15 protein-coding genes are annotated in these 19,392 nt (G+C 45.6%); 12 read left to right on the top strand and 3 right to left on the bottom strand.

Translation table 11 applies throughout. From position 1 onward, the window contains the following. Positions 1–27: 27 nt before the first annotated feature. A complete protein-coding gene (locus tag ACMXYV_RS17720; protein WP_415889713.1) occupies positions 28–2,547 on the top strand; it encodes a PDZ domain-containing protein in 2,520 nt (839 codons plus the stop codon). A 75-nt stretch (positions 2,548–2,622) separates the two neighbouring features. Here the strand turns inward: ACMXYV_RS17720 and folE2 are convergent, their stop codons facing one another. After that, positions 2,623–3,558, bottom strand: a complete 936-nt coding sequence (gene folE2, locus ACMXYV_RS17715; RefSeq protein ID WP_415889712.1) for a GTP cyclohydrolase FolE2 — start codon at positions 3,556–3,558, stop codon at positions 2,623–2,625. Positions 3,559–4,073: 515 nt separating this feature from the next. Here folE2 and ACMXYV_RS17710 point away from each other — a divergent pair. After that, entirely contained in the window at positions 4,074–5,564 is a 1,491-nt protein-coding gene (locus tag ACMXYV_RS17710) for an FMN-binding glutamate synthase family protein (RefSeq protein WP_415889711.1), read from the top strand. Positions 5,565–5,641: 77 nt separating this feature from the next. Here ACMXYV_RS17710 and ACMXYV_RS17705 read toward each other — a convergent pair whose 3' ends face one another. Both ACMXYV_RS17705 and ACMXYV_RS17700 read right to left on the bottom strand, forming a co-directional pair. Next, a complete protein-coding gene (locus ACMXYV_RS17705) occupies positions 5,642–5,839 on the bottom strand; it encodes a PA3496 family putative envelope integrity protein (protein ID WP_415882932.1) in 198 nt (65 codons plus the stop codon). Between the two features lie 282 nt (positions 5,840–6,121). After that, positions 6,122–7,015 carry an SIS domain-containing protein gene (locus tag ACMXYV_RS17700; protein WP_415889710.1) on the bottom strand — a complete coding sequence of 298 codons (894 nt, stop codon included), beginning with the start codon at positions 7,013–7,015 and terminating at the stop codon, positions 6,122–6,124. A gap of 145 nt (positions 7,016–7,160) precedes the next feature. Between ACMXYV_RS17700 and ACMXYV_RS17695 the strand changes: the two genes are divergently transcribed. The 10 genes from ACMXYV_RS17695 (at position 7,161) to ACMXYV_RS17650 (ending at position 19,367) form a co-directional block, all read left to right on the top strand. Further along, positions 7,161–8,243 (top strand): TRAP transporter substrate-binding protein, encoded by a 1,083-nt coding sequence (locus ACMXYV_RS17695; RefSeq protein ID WP_415889709.1) that lies wholly within the window; start codon positions 7,161–7,163, stop codon positions 8,241–8,243. A gap of 70 nt (positions 8,244–8,313) precedes the next feature. After that, complete coding sequence (locus ACMXYV_RS17690) at positions 8,314–8,910, top strand: YjaG family protein (protein WP_415889708.1); 597 nt, start codon at positions 8,314–8,316, stop codon at positions 8,908–8,910. A 3-nt stretch (positions 8,911–8,913) separates the two neighbouring features. Further along, positions 8,914–9,183: a hypothetical protein gene (locus ACMXYV_RS17685; protein WP_415889707.1), complete on the top strand. Its 270-nt coding sequence runs from the start codon at positions 8,914–8,916 to the stop codon at positions 9,181–9,183. Continuing rightward, positions 9,183–9,611 (top strand): hypothetical protein, encoded by a 429-nt coding sequence (locus ACMXYV_RS17680; RefSeq protein WP_415889706.1) that lies wholly within the window; start codon positions 9,183–9,185, stop codon positions 9,609–9,611. The genes ACMXYV_RS17685 and ACMXYV_RS17680 overlap by 1 nt, the downstream gene beginning before the upstream one ends. 429 nt (positions 9,612–10,040) lie before the next feature. After that, positions 10,041–10,847, top strand: a complete 807-nt coding sequence (locus ACMXYV_RS17675) for a response regulator (protein WP_415889705.1) — start codon at positions 10,041–10,043, stop codon at positions 10,845–10,847. A 17-nt stretch (positions 10,848–10,864) separates the two neighbouring features. Beyond that, the gene (locus tag ACMXYV_RS17670; protein ID WP_415889704.1) at positions 10,865–11,224 is read left to right on the top strand and encodes a response regulator; all 360 of its coding nucleotides are present in this window, start codon (positions 10,865–10,867) and stop codon (positions 11,222–11,224) included. 10 nt (positions 11,225–11,234) lie between these two features. Beyond that, positions 11,235–11,714, top strand: a complete 480-nt coding sequence (locus ACMXYV_RS17665) for a chemotaxis protein CheW (protein ID WP_415889703.1) — start codon at positions 11,235–11,237, stop codon at positions 11,712–11,714. Positions 11,715–11,734: 20 nt separating this feature from the next. Further along, positions 11,735–13,852: a methyl-accepting chemotaxis protein gene (locus ACMXYV_RS17660; protein WP_415889702.1), complete on the top strand. Its 2,118-nt coding sequence runs from the start codon at positions 11,735–11,737 to the stop codon at positions 13,850–13,852. A gap of 21 nt (positions 13,853–13,873) precedes the next feature. After that, positions 13,874–18,583 (top strand): response regulator, encoded by a 4,710-nt coding sequence (locus ACMXYV_RS17655; RefSeq protein ID WP_415889701.1) that lies wholly within the window; start codon positions 13,874–13,876, stop codon positions 18,581–18,583. A gap of 13 nt (positions 18,584–18,596) precedes the next feature. After that, positions 18,597–19,367: a hypothetical protein gene (locus ACMXYV_RS17650; protein WP_415889700.1), complete on the top strand. Its 771-nt coding sequence runs from the start codon at positions 18,597–18,599 to the stop codon at positions 19,365–19,367. Positions 19,368–19,392 lie beyond the last annotated feature (25 nt).

Raw genomic sequence — 19,392 nt, 5'->3', positions numbered from 1 at the left:
CGGTTTTAAGTCTTAAACGGAACTTACATGGCCTATCTTGCCCGAACAAATATTCAATCTGTTTTACTGCTCTTGGCTGCACTTACCCTGAGTGCTTGCTCTCAGATCGTCCCTCCTACTGAATCACCGCATGCGTCATTATCTAAAACTGAGCTACCTGGTTATCTCGGCATTATTATGGCGGCAGAGCAGATTGGCGAAGCGCAAGAAGATCGAGCACTTGTCTGTGTTGTTGCTGTGGTACCCGGTTCTTCCGCGGATCAAGCAGGCTTAAAATCTGGCGATCTTTTAGTAGCGTTGGATGGCGAACCATTAGAAAGACCTCGAAAAGAGGTGACTGCTTTTCTTCGATCTCGGATTCAAAACCTTGGCGCGGGAACTGAACTTGTTTTTAAGATAAAACGCCGCACTGTTTCAGATCAGTTATCTATTGATGATCAACCTTTAGAAAGCACGCATTTAGGGTTGGCAGGCTCAGTCGTTATTCCGCACTGGGAACGCTTGCTGAATGCTTATCCTAACCAGCGGGTGACTTTGGAAGGGCGAGTTTCAGAACAGGAAAAGTTGGTTACGACTGTTTTGAGCCCTAAACCAGGATCAGTGAACAAGGCATTGCCGGAAAATTCGAGATTACGTCCTGATCTAGAAAATGCTGAGATCTCTGCCGAAGAAAATTTTGTCTATAAAGTCATTCAGCTTTCTCCCACACAAGCAGTGTTAGATCATCGTTATCAGGAGCTGCTACAAAGATTTGAAAAGGATCAGATGATTGAGGACTCTTTTCGATTAAATACAGTGCGTTACCTCCATAGAGACCCATTAAAGCTCTCACTCGCTACTCGAGTGTTAGGAGCGGATTTACAGCGGGTCCAAAGAGGAAAGCAGCTTAATCTTGATCAGTTGTTTAAGGTAGCTCGATCACAGTTAGACCTTCCTAAAACTTCTGGTGCTTTAAGCCTACCTATCAGGCCCAAGAGCAGAGCAACTGTTGTTGAACATGGCCATTATTTAGAACAGTTACTCGGTATAGCTCAAGCAAGAGTTAATCAGGCTTTTGCTGCACTTACTTCTGAGGAGCGGGACCATCTTGCTCAAGTATTGCCTACCTTAGCTGAGCAGTTTGCTGAGCGTTTATTTCTCTATCTAGATGACGATGTTCAGCGTTTAGAGCAGCATAATCAGGCTTTAGAAATACTGATAAAGGTGGATGTTTCCTCTTTAGTAGTGGCTGCAGAAGTTATGTCAGTCGCAATAGAACCTGATTATTTGTCTCAGCTCGAAAGTGACCTGCGCCTGTTTGAGCAGCAGCAAAGAGATCATGTAAAAGTGAAAGGGGTAAAAGGCGATGTTCTATGGCAATCAGAAAAAGGGATTCTCGTTGCCGGGAGTGGCAACAACCAATACCTAGAAAACTTTCCTATCATTATCGATCTGGGTGGTTCTGATCAATACAGAGTTCCAGTTGCCGCTGCTCGGCCTGATTTACCTATAACGCTATTAATAGACCTTGGAGGGGACGACCGCTACCAGTCGGCACAACCTGTTGCCCAAGGTAGTGGCTTTATGGGGGTGGGTATTCTCTATGATCACGCGGGCAATGATCGTTACACCAGTAATCAACCTTTTGCCCAAGGGAGCGCTTTGACTGGTGTGGGTCTTCTGATTGACCGTCGTGGGGATGATCTGTATCGCGGTATACGGTTTACCCAAGCCAGTGCATTGGGGAAAGGCTTTGCTGCTGTTGTTGATGGTAGTGGAGATGATGAGTTTGATGCTGGGGGCTTTGCTCAAGGTTTTTCCGGTCCCGGTGCTTTTGCGGCTCTAATCTCAAAAGGTGGTGATGATCGCTATCATGCATCGGGTCATTATCGATCAAGTTACTCTAATGGTGTTGGGATCTACAAAGGGTTCTCTCAGGGAGTTGGCGTTGGTCTCCGCCATCAAGCCTCTGGTGGGATAGGTGTGTTGCTGGATGATGGTGGTGAAGATGTATACGAAGCCGGCAACTTTTCGCAAGGTGGTGGTTATTACTTTGGCTGGGGAGCTCTAATCGATCTTGGGCAACAATCTGACGTTTATGAAGGCTCGCGCTATGCTCAAGGTTTTGCCTCCCATTCGGCGTTGGGTTCTTTCTGGGATCAAGGCGGCGCCGACCATTATCAAAGCTGGGTTGGGGCAGCAAACAGTGCCGCTTGGGATCTCTCTGCGACTGTTTTTTTAGATGATATGGGAGACGATTTTTACGCCAAGGGGAATAGCTTTTCCCTGGGTGCATCGGCCCACAATGGATTGGCGTTATTTGTAGATCAGCAGGGAAAAGACACTTATCAAGTGTACCCGGCGCGAAGTGGCCCTAATGATTACCATGGAGGACCCAGTCTTTCATTTTTTGTGGATGCGGGTGGTGATGAAGATAGCTATCTCGTGAACAAAGTGAGTAATAATCGGGTCAATCAAAGAGGTGAGTCAGGGATAATTGTCGACCTGCCACTGTCTTGGAATCAGATGAATGATCAGCAGTTGAAAAGACTGTTGGAGGCGGAATAGCTGTTCTTTTAGCTATAAATTCCAGATACAAAAAAGGCAGCTATTTAGCTGCCTTTTTAGCATTGGATTTAAAGCTTAGCTGTAATCAGCTGGGCTGTAACCGCCGGCAATACCTTTAGACGCAAGAGCAACTGCATCATGAGCGTGTAAGCTTTCGAAGTGCTCTACCTTCAACCAGAAGTCTGCATACTGCTCTTGGTTTAGTAGTGCTTGTTTAACGCGTCGTGCTGCGTCTTCACAGAACATTAGGTTGTGACCGTTCAAACGGGCAAACTCTTGCTCATCAGCACGTTTTACTGCCGTTTGTACCGGCGTTTTTAGGGCATCTTCAACAAGATCAATTAGATCTGTTAGTGGGAAAGCACCCATGTCTTTATCCAGTTTAACCCAAGCTGTTGCCTGGCTGCGCTGGCTGTGAGGCGTAGCAAAAGAGCCTTTTTCAGACTTCAACCAGTTCTCTACATCTTCAACGTTAATGCTGCCTTTGTTGGCAAAGTCATCAGTGAATGCTTGAGCTAATAGTTGACGTGATAGTGCTGCTGAACACGGGCAAGTTGATGAATAAGGAACACGAGTTGCCAGTTCCAGAACGACTTCACCGTCTCTTAGTGTCGCACGTAGGGTTGTGGAGTAGCTTTTCCAACCGCTGTTATCGCTTTTTAGGGCGTCACGCTTGATTAGGAAATCAAAATCAAAGTTTAGGAAAACTTGAGTCGAGATATCGTGATGGCTATCCAATAGGTGCGATAGGAAATCTGTTAACGCTGGAACATTCAGCGTTTGATTTTCAAAAAAGTTGCTTAGAGCAAGGTAAAGGCGAGACATGTGGATGCCTTTAACCTTAGGGTTTACCAGATTAACGTAGGTATTAACGCGTGCTTCGATGCTGTTGACACCTAGTTTACTATCGTCAAATTGCAGAGGGACGGTGATTCCATTCATGCCCACCCAGTCCAGAGAGCCGTGAATCTCAGGGTTTTGATGGCTGGTAACGTCAGGCAAGTTGGTCATGAAGCAGGTCTTCCAATTCGGTAGTTATCAAAATCTGAATCCGTAAGCTCTTACGTATAGAGAAAATAGGCTTACGTTAAACAATACCTAGTTAAATAGGGGCGTATAACGAAAAAACAAGCGCCTGTTCAAAAATGAATCAGGGTTAGGCTCAATTCGTAAATATGACCTATAAAAAAGTACTATTCCTTAGGCTGAAAGTCTAAAAAATAGAAGAGCGACGTACCATACCTCTTGATAAAGGGGGTTGGCAAATATCAGGCAAAAAAAGTCGATTTTTAGGGCATAAAATCTGCCTTTGTCGTTTAAATACCTTGCTTTTGTATGTCTTTTTAAATGTTAGAAAGTATTAATGTTACGACAGGATTTTCGCTTATAAGGTTAAAAATCAGTGATAGCCTATTAATAACTATAGGATATTTTTATTTATCTATTTACACAGAAGCCGATACAGCATACAAACAAAGATAAAACCTCATTAAGAGGCGGTGCTATGTCTATAGGAGGTCCATAGCATGAATGATTCAATGTCGAGCTTTGCTATAAATTTTATCGCGTTCGTTGGTATTGCGTTTTTGGTACTGTTTGTTGTCGCAATCGTTGTGGCGGTAGTTTTATACCAAATCGATAAGCATCAAACAGCGCAAACAATCCGTCGTAATTACCCTCTGATTGGTCGCTTCCGCTATCTGTTTGAACATGCCGGTGAATTTTTCCGTCAGTACTTCTTTGCTATGGACCGTGAGGAGATGCCATTTAACCGTGCGCAGCGCTCTTGGGTTTATCGAGCGGCCAAGAATGTAGATAGTACAATCGCTTTTGGTTCATCACGAGATCTACGTATCCCAGGCACCTATTACTTTCTAAACTGTCCTTTCCCAACTCTAAAGGAAGATGCGGTAACAACGCAGAGCTTACGTATAGGTCCTTACTGTAAGACGCCTTACGATGCTGCGTCTTTCTTTAATATTTCCGGCATGAGTTATGGCGCATTGTCACGACCTGCAATCGAAGCATTGTCTCAAGGCGCTAACAAAGCGAGGTGCTGGATGAATACAGGTGAAGGCGGTGTATCGCCTTTCCACTTAGAGTCAGGTTGCGACATTGTTTATCAGATTGGTACTGCGAAATATGGTTTACGTGATGAAGACGGCAATTTCTCTGAGGAAAAGCTAAAAGAGAAAGGTGATATTCCTCAGGTAAAAATGTTCGAGATAAAACTCAGTCAGGGGGCTAAACCGGGTAAAGGAGGTATCCTGCCGGGTGAGAAGGTAACACCAGAGATTGCGGCTGTTCGCGGCATCCCTATAGGGCAAGATTCTTTGAGTCCAAACCGTCATCCAGATATTGCATCTATCGATGATCTGCTTGATATGATTGAGAAGGTTCGTCGCATCACTGGTAAACCTTGTGGTTTCAAAATGGTGTTGGGCGATGCCGAGTGGCTAGATGAATTTTGCGAATCGGTTAACAAGCGTGGTGTAGAGAGTGCTCCAGACTTTATTACCCTAGATGGTTGTGACGGTGGTACCGGTGCTGCGCCTATGCCGTTGATGGACAGTGTCGGCCTTCCGTTACGAGAGAGTTTACCTATTTTGGTAAACAAGCTTATGGCTCATAACCTGCGTGAGCGTGTCCGCGTCATTGCTTCAGGTAAATTGATCAACCCTACTGATGTTGCTGCTGCACTTTGTATGGGTGCTGACTTCACCGTAACGGGTCGTGGCTTCATGTTTGCGCTTGGTTGTATTCAGGCATTGCAGTGTAATAAGAATACTTGCCCAACCGGCATTACTACCCATGATCCTGACCTACAGCGCGGATTAGTGCCAATGGTGAAAGCGGATCGTGTGGCAAACTACCACAACCATTTGGTTCACGAGGTGGAGATGATCGCGCACTCTTGTGGTGTAACTGAGCCGCGTCAGCTTAAGCGTAAGCATTGTGCAATCGTGGTGGAAGGTAGCCGATCAATACCGCTGAATATCCTCTATCCAGAGTACTAGTAAGCAGTCTATGTAAAAACGCCAGTTTTTAGGACTGGCGTTTTTATTTGTAAGTAATCATAGCAAGCGATTTTGCGTTACTCATCAAACCAACATTCGTCGATATGAGAGGCGAGTTCTTTTTCTTCTTGGCGTTGTTCGATGGCTCGGCGAGCTCTAAGCGCGCGGCGCGTTGCGAGTTTTTTGCGGGAAAGTTTTTCTTCTTCTTCAAAACCCACTAACAGATCAAATACTTCAACCTGGGTTTCGTTAAGCTCTTCAGTTTTATGCAGCATAGTAAGCTCCTGATCTTATCTTAACGGTCAGAAGGCCCATCGAGCGAAGCAGTAACTGATTATGCTTGTTAAGGCATAAACCCTTCGCTCCTCGATGAGGGGCTCTGGTGAAGTTGCTCAATAAAAAATTTATTAAACACGCTTTTTAATACAGCCTTATCTCTGTTTTATAATAGCTCTGAACAAATATCAAACAGTTTTCGGCGAATTCCGAAAGGAATATTAAAAAGCCTATGTTGCAAAAGGGTGAAGAAGATATGTCACAAATGTGACAGAAATAGCTTAATCTTCGTCCATTTCATCGGTAGGAGGAGCGCTTGGTCGTTTGTCGTTTTGACGCAAAGATCTAAGGCTACGTTTAATGGTTTTTAGGTGATCAACCAGCCCAGGACCCAGCTTCATCGCTACACCGACTGCGAGTACATCAATAACAACTAGATGAAGTACACGGGATGACATCAGGGTGCTTAGATCTTTATCTTCTTCTAGGTCGATATGGATTGGAATGCTTGCAAGATCTGCTAGAGGAGTATCACTTGGGCAGAGTGAGATAACGGTTGTTCCGGTTTCTTTTACCAGTTTGACTGTATGTAAAAGGTCTTTTGTGCGGCCGGTCTGAGAGATAGCCACAACGACATCACGATCATCAAGTGATACAGCTGAGATAGCTTGCATGTGAGGATCGGAATAAGAGGTGCTGGATACTTTCAAACGATGGAATTTATGCGCGGCGTCAGTACAAACAGGCGCAGATGCACCAAAGCCATAGAACTCGACACGGCGAGCCTTAGCTAGCGCAGCGATCGCACGTTCAACTGTAGTGGTATCTAGTTGCTCTTTGATATTAAGCAAGTTACCAATCATGGAGTCGAAGATCTTTTCCTTAAACTCAGTCACAGTGTCTTTTGAGTTTAGAGAAAATTGCTCGAAATGATTATTACTGGCTAAGCCTTGAGCTAAGGTGAGTTTAAAATCTTGGAAGCCATCGTAGCTTAGGGCACGACAGAAACGAACCACGGTAGGCTCACTGACATTGGCTTCAGATGCTAGATCAACAATGCGCATATGGATCACTTCATTAGCGTGAGCTAAAACATAATCCGCAACTTTTTGCTCTGACTTCCTCAAGTTTTCACGCGCTTGCGCAATCGACTTAAGCAGATTGAACGAGTTCAACCTTACACCTCACTTAGCACTTATAAATTAATACTACAGTTTTAAGTATAACAACCTTCTGACGCTCAGATCATCATTTGTCGTAAATTGCGGAGTGAAAAATCGCATGTTATTTTCGTTAAAAAAATAAATAAGGTTTCCATTTGTGAAACGTCGTAAGTTTATTCAGCAAGCGGGTTCTCTGCCCATTGCCGCCGCGTTAGCGACGGCGCCTCAAGTTAGTCATGCAGCACTAATTCCTGAATATCGTTGGAGTATGGTCACGACTTGGCCTAAAAACTTCCCAGGATTTGGGGTAGGGGCTAATTTTCTCGCTAACTTAATCAATGAGATGAGTGGCGGTCGTATCCAGATATCTGTTTATGGTGCCCATGAAAAGGTCGCCCCCTCAGAAGTATTTGAAACGGTCTCCCAAGGCGAAGCTGAAATGGGCCATGGCGCTGCATTTTATTGGCAAGACAAAGTCAGGGCAGCGCAGTTTTTTGCGGCGGTACCTTTTGGAATGACTGCGCAAGAGATGAATGCTTGGTTGTATCAAGGACGTGGTCTCGAACTTTGGCAGGAGCTCTACGCAGAATATGATTTGATCCCAGCTGCTTGTGGTAATACCGGTGTACAAATGGGTGGCTGGTTTAACCGCGAAATTAACAGCATTGAGGATTTTAAAGGTCTAAAAATGCGTATCCCTGGCTTAGGCGGGGAGGTGGTGAAACGTCTAGGTGCGGAACCGGTATTGTTATCGGGCGATGAGATTTTTCGAGCGCTTGAACAGGGGGATATTGAGGCTGCAGAGTGGGCTGCTCCCTACAACGATGTGGCTTTGGGCCTTTATAAAGTTGCTAAATATTACTACTACCCCGGTTGGCATGAGCCCGGTACAACCATCGAATGTATTGTGAATAAACAAGCGATGAACCAGTTGCCGAAAGATCTGCAATTGATCGTGACTAATGCCATGAAAGTAGCTAATCAAGAGATGCTGGCGGAGCTAACTGCGAAGAATCACCGTGCCTTAGAAGTGCTGTTAAAGGTTCATAAAGTCGAGCTACGCCCGTTTCCTGATGAGGTGTTGGAGCAACTACGTGTAGCATCTCATGAGGTGATTCAACAAGAGTTAGAAAAAGATCCTAGAGCGGTTAAAATCTACGAATCATTTGAGAATTTTAGACAGCAAGCGATGGCTTGGCACGATGTCTCTGAGCGGGCTTATATGTTGGCGCGAGAATAGCTACAGATTTCACTGCAATTAGCCGTAAAACCGGTACAATAAACACTTTCCAATAGTTCAGGTGAATTAGATGTCTGATCAGCGCTTTGACAAAGAGTTCTACGATCTTAAAGATTGGCAGTTAGCGGCCTACTGCGCTGCGATCACAGAACGCATGTTCCCTAATTTTGCTCTGTTTGCTCGTATGATGGAGTTTGGTGATGTCAGCAAAATGCGTCAAATTCTGGATGCAGTTTGGGATCATCTGAACAATACCGGTGCTAAAATGAACTTCGAAGTTCAGCTGGATAAGGTAGAAGACAATATGCCTGATCTGGAAGAGTTCGATATGTACGGCGCGTCTCCAGCTTTGGATGCAGTTGTAGCGCTGTTCTCTACACTTAATACCGTAATCGCTGCAGATGCCAGCGAAGTTCTGACTGTTGCCAATATGTCTCGTGAGTCGGTGGCGACGTTTATTGAGCTAAACGCGGATGATCAGATCTCTGATGATGAGCTGGTTAGATTCATCAATACACACGACCTTATGGTGCAAGAAGATGATTTCCAAGCGGATATTCTAGAGATCATCCAAGATGACTTACCGCGTCGTGATGCATTGCAAGAGCTACGTGAACTGGCGCATAACGACGGTTACAGTAATCTTGGTATTAGTGATAGCGAATAGTTCATGCTACGAATTGGTTTAATACTTCTGATTTTGCCATCGGTCGCTTTGATGGTCCTCTTCTATGTCGATCAAAGTGCTGTTGAGGCATGCTTAGATCAGGGCGGTTCATATAATTATGATCTGGCTGAATGTGATCTTGAGCAGGAACATCCTTTCAAACCTTTGTTAGTAAGGCATCCATTGGTGGTGAATGGTGGCATGTTGCTATCGGTTGTGGGTGTATTTATGTGTATGAAAGGACTGCTTTGGCGTCCACGTAAGGAAGCTTAATGGTTAAAAAGATTATTTGGGGAATTCTGTTATTGCTCGTAGCGGGCACTTTCTTGGCTTGGCTAACGCAAGATAAGTGGTTACCGGGTTGGAATCAGGAGCTGGCTGATCAGAATAACGAATTTCAGCAAAGAGGGTTGGAGTTAGGCCAAAAGTCCGACCAACAAACCTGTTTAGAAGAAGCGTTGAGTAGTTTTAATCAATGCTCAGGGTTTAGTTGTACGATTAAGCACGGCAAATTTTTAAAAGCCTGTCTAAACAATGCATCGCCAAGCGAAAATTTCTGTAAGGATGTACCTGAATTCCGCGAAGAACGCACCGAAGATGATAAATCATGGGCGCGCCACGCCTGTTGGAGTCGGGATGTCAGAGGCGAAGGTTGTCGCCTTCTCATGCGGCAACAGCAGTTATTTTGCAGCGAAAAGTAATGAAACGGACCAAAAGGTCCGTTTTTTTTAGTTGCTATCTTAATTTAAATAGTTCTAACATAAGCCCCGCACACTGTTAGCGCACAGGGTTTTATTCGTCTAATAAAATCTGTAGTGTATATAGATAGACGTTTTTTTAGACGTCACTAATAAAAATAATAAATTCAAGAGTAGAGATGGAGACTGGCAACTGCATTTTGTATGCTGTGGGTTGCTAGTGCTAGCTTATGGAAGTCATGTGTTACTGCAATGGTAGTTCACAGCGAGTAAGTTGTGAGGCTGCAGCATTAATGAAACAAGCGCCGTGTATTATCCCGCGTTCGTCTGGGATAGCTCAGGGCAGTCTTGATATTTTGGGTGATATCGATCATCCGACTCCCCCTCGACTTGTAGCATATCCCACTTCATCTGTAAGGGTATGGGGCTGATATGCTGATAGGTTCAATAGGTTTTCCTAACGATCAGCGGGTTAAGCTGGAAAAAATTTTCAAGCTATCTAAGCAGACCCGTTATACGTTGGTAACTCCCGATTTTTCTGAGCTTCCTGACCTGTTGCTCGTATTTGGATTTGACCTCACTCTATACCCTGAATTAGCGGAAATTCCTCAAAGTTACCATGCTCGCATCATTTTGGTTGGCCGTGGTAAGCCTAAAAATGAGGAGCATGCTCATCTTGGTTACCCTCTGGTTTCTTCTCGCGTTTTACGTGCCCTAGATAAGATGACGCGGGAAAACGAAGAGATGGATCTCGAGTCTGCTAAACAGGAGCAACAAGAAGATACTTTCAGTAAATACACTGCACCTGAGCCTAAGGACAGTGCCGCAGTTGAAAGTGGTCGAATCAATTATCAAGTATTGGTAGTGGATGACAACGATGTGATGCAACAGGCATTAAATGCCGAGTTACAGCAGTTACCGCTACCGGTTAATGTGCACTTTGCCGGTTCTGGCGAAGAAGCACTCGCGAATGTAACAGATCATAGTTATGACTTTATCTTTCTGGATGTGGTTATGCCCGGCATGGACGGGTTCGAAGCCTGTACAGAGATGCGTAAACGTCCAGATTTAAAGAAAACCCCAATCATCATGCTGACCTCTAAGACTTCACCTATGGATGAGGTGAAAGGAATTATGTCGGGCTGTTCCACTTATCTGACCAAGCCAATCGTGCATGAAGAGTTTCAGAAGGTGATCGGCCGAGTATCCAATTGGGTTGATGAATTTCAGAAAGCGTAAGTAAATGGAGCTATCCAGTGAAAAAAGTATTGGTTGTTGAAGATGACCTAGTTCAGCAGAAGCATATTTGTACAGTATTGGCTTCTTGCGGTGTCGAAGTAGTAGCTGCCAACGATGGTAAGCAGGGTCTTGAAAAGGCAAAGACGGAAAATCCTGATCTGATTTTTATGGATATCGTCATGCCAGAAATGGATGGTTACTCAGCCTGTCGTCAGATCACGTCTGACGAAACGACAAAACATATTCCAGTAGTGATTGTATCAAGTAAAAACGAAGAGGCAGACAAGGTGTGGGCACAACTACAAGGTGCGACAGCCATGGTTTCTAAGCCTTTCACTGATGCAGAACTAATGGCGCAAATTTCTGCGTTAACTTGAGAAATACGCGATGGATGCTCAGCTAACAACAAATATAAAAGCGGATGATCAGCCTAGCATTCACCAGATCCGGCATGGTTTTGAGATCGGTAGTTACCAACTACTTATCTCGGAACTAACCCGGGCAGAGGTAGCGAAAGCGCCCTCAATTTGTTCGATCCCATCTACACCAGACTGGTTCGCCGGATTTATGAATCACCGTGGCGAAACGGTGCCTGTTTACGATCTAAATAGGTACCTGCAAATCTTAGATGGCAACACAGCCCCGCAATCCTGGGTATTGCTGATCGATGATCATCCGAAGACCGTTGGCGTCTTATTGACCCAACCACCTCAGAGTATCACGGACCCAGTTTTACTGGATCAAGCATGTGGGGATCTGCCTGATGTTATCCGTCAGGCAGCAGGACAGGTATATGAGCATCAAGAGCGGCACTGGGTCGAAATTGATCATCACCGATTGTTCCTAGCCTTGAAGAAACAGTTTTAAAAGTACGGAGTGAGCGAGCTATGCAGTCTTTTTGGGAATTTAAGAACATTAGGATACCGATTAAGTTCGCAATCGTATTAGGGTTGCTCTGTGCCGGTCTGTTCTTTATGAGTGCGTCCTACTACCAGACAATCGTTCTGCAGGAGGAAGCAAAACAACGTTCTCAAAACTTAAATAGCTTTTTGCTACTGGTACGAGACATTCAGGAGAGTGTGGCCGAGGCCCGTTTCCAAGAGAAGAGTTTTCAGGTAGCGAAGGAGATGGATCGTCTATCCATCTATAACGATGTAATGGCGAAATTGGATAAAGATATCCTGAGCCTTAAAACCTACCTACGTACTGACAAAGATAAACAGCTGGTAGAGCAGTTTCAGGTCATCATGGATCAGTATCAAGATGCCTTTTACGATGCCTCTGAAACAGCGATTCAGATTGGTGTAAGCAAGGATGAAGGTTTATCTGCCGAAATCCGTACACTGATTTCCGAGACAGAGCCGCTGGTTTTATGGATCAACCGTAACTGGGTTCGTGAACAACTTGAAGTTGTACAAACGGATATCAATGAGTACATAGCGACTGATGGTCGAGACGTCGATTTAGATATTATTCAAACAGACCTTTATACCATCAGAAGACAGATCGAAACGGCCCACCTAGATTCCAGCAAAGTTAAATCCTTATCTGATAGCCGTGCGTCTGCATCAGGTAATATTGAACAAGTAGAACAGCTAGTAGCCGAGCTTGCCGAAGCGATCCAACGTAAACAAACTCAGTTTGCCAGCCTGCAAGAGATCATCGACAAACTGTCTCCCAAGATCGATGAAGTAACCGAGCTAGCAGCTAGCTACAAAATACAAAATGACCTGCTGATTGCTGATGATACTACCGAGATGGCGACCTACTTCTTGATCTCTATCGGTTTGATGATCGTGGCGATGGCAATCTCTCTATCCATCATCAAATATGGTGTAATTGACCCACTGAAAACCATCCAGAATGCGGTAGATAAGGTACGTGAAGGCGATGTAGAAGCACGAAGCGGCTTGGACACGGAAGACGAACTGGGTCAGCTATCGAGCGTATTGGATAACATGCTTGATGAGAAAGAGAACGCTCTTCAAATTAAGGAACAAGAGAACCAACGTCTTAACAGCTCGATCATTACCTTGATCCAGAACGTATTCCAGATATCCCAGCGAGATCTAACGGTACGTGTACCTGTAGCGGAAGATGTAACGGGTGCGGTATCTGACTCCATCAACCAGTTGGTTGAGTCCATTGAATCGGTATTGCAGGAAGTAAACAGCGTATCTACCCGTGTAAATGATGCATCGGTTCAGGTGAAATCTCAGTCTGAAACGGTATTGAGCTATGCGGAACGAGAGAAAGAGGAGATCAGTGAAACATTGAATGGTTTGGATTCCGCAATCCGTGCAATGGAATTGATCTCTAAATTGGCCGTACTGTCGAACAACGCATCTCAGAAAGCGATCAAAACATCTGAAACTGCGATGGACTCCGTATCTCAGACAATCGACAGTATCAACAAAATCCGCCAGACCATCCACGAGGCGGAAAAACGTATCAAACGATTGGGCGAACGTTCTCAAGAGATCGGTGGTATCGTCAACCTGATCAACAACATCTCTGAACGTACTCACGTACTGTCCCTTAACGCGAGTATGCACGCGGCGTCAGCCGGTGAAGCGGGTCGTGGTTTGATGGTGGTAGTAGATGAGGTACAACGTCTGGCGGAGAACTCCCGTGAAGCGACCTCAGAGATCGAATCCCTAGTAAATAATATCCAGCTTGAGACATCGGATACGATTAACGTAATCAACAACGTAATCACCGACGTAGTCGAGGGCACGCGCCTAGCGGAAGAAGCCGGTGAGCGTATGGATGAAACCCGTGCAACAACGCAAACGCTGGTAGATTCCGTAGTACGTATCGCACACAGTTCGGTTAAACAGGCGAAAGTAGCGGAAGAGCTACGTACCCGTGCAAATAGCATTAACGAAACCACTCAAGCGACCAACGCCGAAATGAAGCAGCAGGCTGAACTATCTGATGAGCTGGTAGATGCGGCAGACGAGCTTCAGAAATCAGTTAGTGTATTTAAACTCGCTTCATCCTGAGAATAGGTGGGATAGAGATCAATGTTTGATCCTAAACTAGCCATCGAGTGGCTGACAGCGAAGCAGAAGCTTTGCCTGAAAATGGAGTTGCCTCTAACGGAACTGGTGGTCGAGCTGTATGAGTATGTCGACCAGTTTAGTGAGCATAACCTTACCGGGCTATCTGACTTTTTAGCGTTGTATGCTGAGCTGTTAGAGTCTTTAAATGATGCTCAGCTGAAGCAGACCGAAACGGTGATGTCAGAGATGTCTGACAAACTGCAGAGTTTGTTTTCTCAGTCGCCAGAGGAAGTCGCGCAAGGGTTAGTGACTTTATTGCAAAGTGACGATTGGCCAGAGCCTGTGGCTGCTGAAGATGCTGAATTCCTTCTCGAACTTTTACAAGATGACAGTCGCCAACTGCAACCACAATCGCAGTTAAGTGATGTTGAACAGGTTGAGGTGACTGCAGAAGTTGAGGGTTTGAATGCGTCTGATACTGCATCATCTAGTCACCCGATCGCGGTTGAGTTGGTTGAGCTTCTAGGGACTATAGCTACCTCATTACCAGGTTTCGCTGAGGAACAATCTGACCACCTCTATGATCTGATTGATCGCTGCTCCGAAGATGATTTAACCGGTCTTGCTGATACGTTGGCGCTTTACGGCGAGCTACTTCAGCAGTTGGATGAGCTAGGCGATACCCAGATTGCTACGCTATTAAACACAGCACTGAAAAACCTTCTACAGAGCCTTGATTGCCAGCAGATCGAGCCAGCTCTAGCACTGATGAAAGATCCGGCTTGGCTTGAACCAGTTGCTGATGAAGATACGAGCTTCCTAATCGATTTATTGCAGAGTGATTTTAAAGCCTTAGTGGGTGATATAGCACCGTCTATCTCTGCTGATATTGAAGAGGTAGCTGCGGAATATGAAGTATCGAATGATCACATAGGGTCTGCGATATCTGCTGAGCAATGTTTACCAGAGCTTGTGCCGTTGCTACGCCAAATGGCGGCAGATATAACACTGTTTGAGGCTGAATATACCGATCAGTTCTACGATCTAATTGATCGTTATTCCGAAGAAGATTGGGCTGGTATCGCTGATATGTTGGCCCTGTATGGCGAACTTTTACAGCAACTCGAGGAGCTCGATGGCGCTCATCTCGCGACCAAGCTTAATAGCGCTATTATTCGTTTGTTAGAACAGCCGTGTGAGCAGAATATTGATTCACTACTGGCGCTTATGAGCGATTCAGCATGGGTTGAGCCGGTACCTGAAGAGGACGGCAGCTTCCTTCGTGATCTGTTATTGAACGATTGCCAGAAGCTAAGTGCTGATTCTGATGAAGACGTACAAAGTGAATTGCTAAAGCAGCCAATTGAAGCGGATTTACCGCCGCTTCCGCAGACAGTTACGCAATGTGATATCACTCATAAATTACCCGAATTGCTGCCCTTACTGCAGCAGATGGGTGATGATCTTGATCGCTTTGAAGAGCTTCACTCTGATCAATACTACGAGTTAATCGATGATTATTCTGAGGCAGATTGGACCGGTATTACCGACATGCTTGCGCTGTATGGTGAACTGCTACTGCAAGTTCCTGAATTATCAGAACAGGCGATAGCAGAGCAGCTGCATCAAGCGATAGAAAACCTATTACAGTCAGCAGATGATCAACAGATTGAACCTGTATTGAACATGATGGTTGAATCGCGCTGGTCAGAACCCGTACTGGCTGAAGATACTGAGTTCTTAAAACCATTATTGGCACAGGATTTGGAGCGATTACGCTCAGATATTAATGTAAGCGATTCTTCTAATGAGCTAGCTGGCACCGTTGAAGCGCCAGTTGCTGACGATGAACCAAGCATTGCTATTCTGCCGGAAGCACCGGCTTTCTGTGAGATTGATCAGGCTGTATTGGAGCAGGGGAATGCCCAAGTGGACCCTGCGGTTGTCACAATGCTATCGCAATCAATCCAGCTGTTATCAGACCAGTGGCTGCAGACAGAGATAGAACCAGCAACGGTAGAAGAGAGCATTGATGGGCTAGAGACTGTTATTCGTGCGCTACAGACTATCAACCTTAATGGCGCAAAAGTGCTGGTTGAAGGTTTAATGGCGAACCTAAGTTACCTACAGCAACATCAGATTCCGCTTCTAGAAGACAAAATTAACGCAGTTTATAACGCGCTTAACTGCTTACTGGATTACTTCTCTGATCTAGGGGCAGCGGAACATCAACAAGCACTGTTAACTGCTTTCAGTCATGAATCCTTACCTTGCAGGCCTACGGCTGACGAAACTAAATACATTACCGATCTATTCGCGCTAGCGTCACTGCAGACAAGTGAAGATCTGGTACGTGAGGAAGCAAAACCGGAAGACATTGAGTTGCATGAATCTGGGGAAATTGATCCTCAGTTATCGGATATGCTGCACAACGAATTGCCAACGCTATCGGATGAATACTTAGACAGTATTCAGCAGTTGTTGGACCAGGAGCATAAGCCTGCATTGCGCAGCGCGCAGCGTGCAGTGCACACCTTGAAAGGCTTGGCCAATATGGCAGGTATCAAGGGCTTAGCTAACTTGGCTCACCGTCTAGAGGATGTACTGGAATTCTTAGCGGATCAGGATCAGCTACCTACCGGTAGTTTGAAGGATGATCTGTTTGAGGCGTCTGATTGTTTAGCGGCAATGGCAGAGGCCATCACCGCGGGCGGAAATGCGCCTGATAATGCGCTGTCGACGCTGCAGTTGATTATGGATTGGGATTACCGCCTTAAAACAGAAGGTGTGGACGCCCTTGATAAAGAACAAGAACGTACCGCTGTAGAACCGGCGGTAGCAAGTGATGATGCTGCCGATCTGGCTGAAAACACTCAAGCGAGTGAAGCAGAGGCTCCTGCAGCAGACACCGCTCGAGAAGAAAATCAGGTCTTCCGAGTGCCGCGCACCGTATTGGATACACTGTTCCGTTTGGCGGGGGAATCAAGCACGTTGAACGCCCAGCTTGATGAAGAGGTTACACAGTTACGCGGCTTTACTCGAACTAACCGTGAGCGTCATCGTAACTTGCAGCGTGTTCTCTTTGAGTTGGAACAACAGTTCAGCGAACAGATGAATCTACAGCCTCATCTGGATGAAAACGCGGATGACTTCGATCCACTCGAGATGGATCGCTATAACGAAATGCACACGACTATCTCACGTGTGCAAGAAGCTGTAGCCGACGTGCGTGAGGTTACTCAGGAGATGGAAGGACATATCCATAGCTTGAGTACACTGCATATCGCGCAATCTAGCTTGCAGAAAGAGACCCTCGACAATGTTTTAAGTACACGACAAGTCGAAGTCAGTACGATCTCTTCACGTTTACAACGTATCTTGCGACAAGTATGCCGTTCTACCGGTAAAGAAGCGCGTTTAGTTATTCAGGGTGAAGATACGCTGGTGGATAGCAATATCTTGAACCAGTTAGCTGACCCGCTGATGCATATCATTCGTAATGCGGTTGATCATGGCTTAGAAAGTACAGGATTAAGGCGTCAACGAGGTAAGCCGGAGCAGGGTACGATTACCCTAAGCTTCAGTCTTCATGACGGTCAGATCGAAGTAAGCTGTCAAGATGATGGCGATGGCATCAATACCCAACGCGTATTAGCGATGGCTCATGAGAAGAAATTGATCGAGCCTGACCTACCATTGAGCTCGGATGATGTTCACCGACTCATTCTGATTCCAGGTTTCTCCACCCGTGATCAAATCAGCCAATTGTCTGGTCGTGGCATTGGTATGGATGTAGTGTATCAGCAGATCCTGCGTCTACAGGGTACCCTAGATATTCAATCCTCAGCAGGTGAAGGTACCTCCTTTACCTTGGCGATGCCTGCCAGCTCCTTGATGGTTAAAACCTTACTTGTCCGCTGCGGTAAGCAGGTATTCGCATTGGCAGGCCATGGTGTTGAGCAAAGCTTAATCTCGTTGGATGGTAAGTTCCAAGAAACTGAAGAGGAATTGTCCTTTATCCATGAGGGTGAGAGCTACCCAGTGTTTATGCTGGAAAACCTTCTGCATCAACGCAAGCATCTCTATCTAGAGCCGGGAGCTGTGCACCCGGTATTGATCGTTAATATGGCGCAAGGTGAGCGAGTGGCTGTTTTGGTGAAAGAGATTATCGCTCACCGAGAACTGGCCTTTAAACAGATGGGCGAATATGTTCCTGATCTGCCAGGTATTCCGGGCCTGACTATTCTTGCCAACGGTGAAGCAGCACCAATCGTCGACTTACCGGCCCGTATTCGTCATCAACGAACGACCTTGTCTGATCAGCCGATGCTGCTAGACAACGAAATAGATTTGGAACTTCCGCGCCTGCTGGTGGTGGATGATTCTTTGAGTGCGCGGAAATCCCTTGAGACTCTGTTGAAAGACACAGGCTATGAAGTGATGACAGCGATAGACGGTTTGGATGCGTTGAATCAGGTTCGCAAGCGCCAGCCTGATTTGATTCTGACCGATATGGAGATGCCTCGAATGGGAGGCGTTGAATTATCGACCATCTTGAAAAACCGTGAAGAAACGGCTCATATCCCCGTGATAATGATCACCTCACGATCGACTGATAAACATAGATTAGAGGCAACGGATGCAGGAGTCGATGTGTATCTGACCAAGCCATGGTCAGAAAACCATTTGTTAGATCAGGTAGAGAGCTTATTAGCTGAAGCTTGCGTCTAAAAAGGAGTATCTGATGCGTTTGATTCGTTATGTTTTGATGAGTTTGCTCTTTCTCAGTGGTCATAGTGCTGCAGAGATTACTTCGATTGAGCATGCCATAAATACAGCTTCTCACCAGAGTATGCTGACTCAGCAGATGCTGAAGGACTATATGCTGATCGGTTTGTCTGTGCGTGGCCGCAAGGCAGAGCAAGAGTTAGCTGAATCGATCAAAGATTACGAAGAAACTCAAAAACTGATTTTGGATTACGCTAAAACGGATGCTGAGAAACAGGCTTTAAAACGTGCAACTGAGCAATGGGAAGTGGTTAAACCGCTTTATCTTGCAAAGCCAACACGCGAGAAGGCAACCGAAGTAAGACAAGCAACCGAGTTACTACTGCAACAGTGGAGTGCGGTTACGATGGAGATCGTTGAGAATAACGATAGCCGCTTTGGTAAAGTCATTAGTAATGCAGGTTTTGTCCGTATGTTGGCGCAACGCGTCACTAGTCACTACGCGCTAAGAGCATGGGGTTTCCAAGATGAGTACAGTGAAGCCTTTATCAGCTCGCTGCAGCTATTTGAACAGAACCGAGCGGAGCTAGAAGGCGACCCGCTTAATAACGATCAGATCAAAGCTGAATTGAATAAAATTCAACGCGACTTCAAACGCTTTAAGGGGCTATCGGATTCAGCGTCTGATAAAGGGCGATTAGCCTTAGTGGTAAGATCAGCAGAAAAGATCACTACCAGTATGGATAAAGTCACTGCGATGTATGTTTATCAGGGCTTGAGCTTTTAAAACTCAAAGAGCTATTTAGCGGTTT

Source organism: Neptuniibacter sp. SY11_33, from assembly GCF_047778025.1.
In the GTDB taxonomy this organism is placed as follows: domain Bacteria; phylum Pseudomonadota; class Gammaproteobacteria; order Pseudomonadales; family Balneatricaceae; genus Neptuniibacter.
Note: the sequence above shows the minus strand (reverse complement) of the source record. Positions and strands in the feature narration are given on the sequence as shown.

What these genes read in the sequence shown, in the direction of transcription:
- ACMXYV_RS17720 (WP_415889713.1), top strand. Translation starts at nt 28, where the DNA reads ATGGCCTATCTTGCCCGAACAAATATTCAATCTGTTTTACTGCTCTTG.
- folE2 (WP_415889712.1), bottom strand. Translation starts at nt 3,558, where the DNA reads ATGACCAACTTGCCTGACGTTACCAGCCATCAAAACCCTGAGATTCAC.
- ACMXYV_RS17710 (WP_415889711.1), top strand. Translation starts at nt 4,074, where the DNA reads ATGAATGATTCAATGTCGAGCTTTGCTATAAATTTTATCGCGTTCGTT.
- ACMXYV_RS17705 (WP_415882932.1), bottom strand. Translation starts at nt 5,839, where the DNA reads ATGCTGCATAAAACTGAAGAGCTTAACGAAACCCAGGTTGAAGTATTT.
- ACMXYV_RS17690 (WP_415889708.1), top strand. Translation starts at nt 8,314, where the DNA reads ATGTCTGATCAGCGCTTTGACAAAGAGTTCTACGATCTTAAAGATTGG.
- ACMXYV_RS17685 (WP_415889707.1), top strand. Translation starts at nt 8,914, where the DNA reads ATGCTACGAATTGGTTTAATACTTCTGATTTTGCCATCGGTCGCTTTG.
- ACMXYV_RS17680 (WP_415889706.1), top strand. Translation starts at nt 9,183, where the DNA reads ATGGTTAAAAAGATTATTTGGGGAATTCTGTTATTGCTCGTAGCGGGC.
- ACMXYV_RS17675 (WP_415889705.1), top strand. Translation starts at nt 10,041, where the DNA reads ATGCTGATAGGTTCAATAGGTTTTCCTAACGATCAGCGGGTTAAGCTG.
- ACMXYV_RS17665 (WP_415889703.1), top strand. Translation starts at nt 11,235, where the DNA reads ATGGATGCTCAGCTAACAACAAATATAAAAGCGGATGATCAGCCTAGC.
- ACMXYV_RS17660 (WP_415889702.1), top strand. Translation starts at nt 11,735, where the DNA reads ATGCAGTCTTTTTGGGAATTTAAGAACATTAGGATACCGATTAAGTTC.
- ACMXYV_RS17655 (WP_415889701.1), top strand. Translation starts at nt 13,874, where the DNA reads ATGTTTGATCCTAAACTAGCCATCGAGTGGCTGACAGCGAAGCAGAAG.
- ACMXYV_RS17650 (WP_415889700.1), top strand. Translation starts at nt 18,597, where the DNA reads ATGCGTTTGATTCGTTATGTTTTGATGAGTTTGCTCTTTCTCAGTGGT.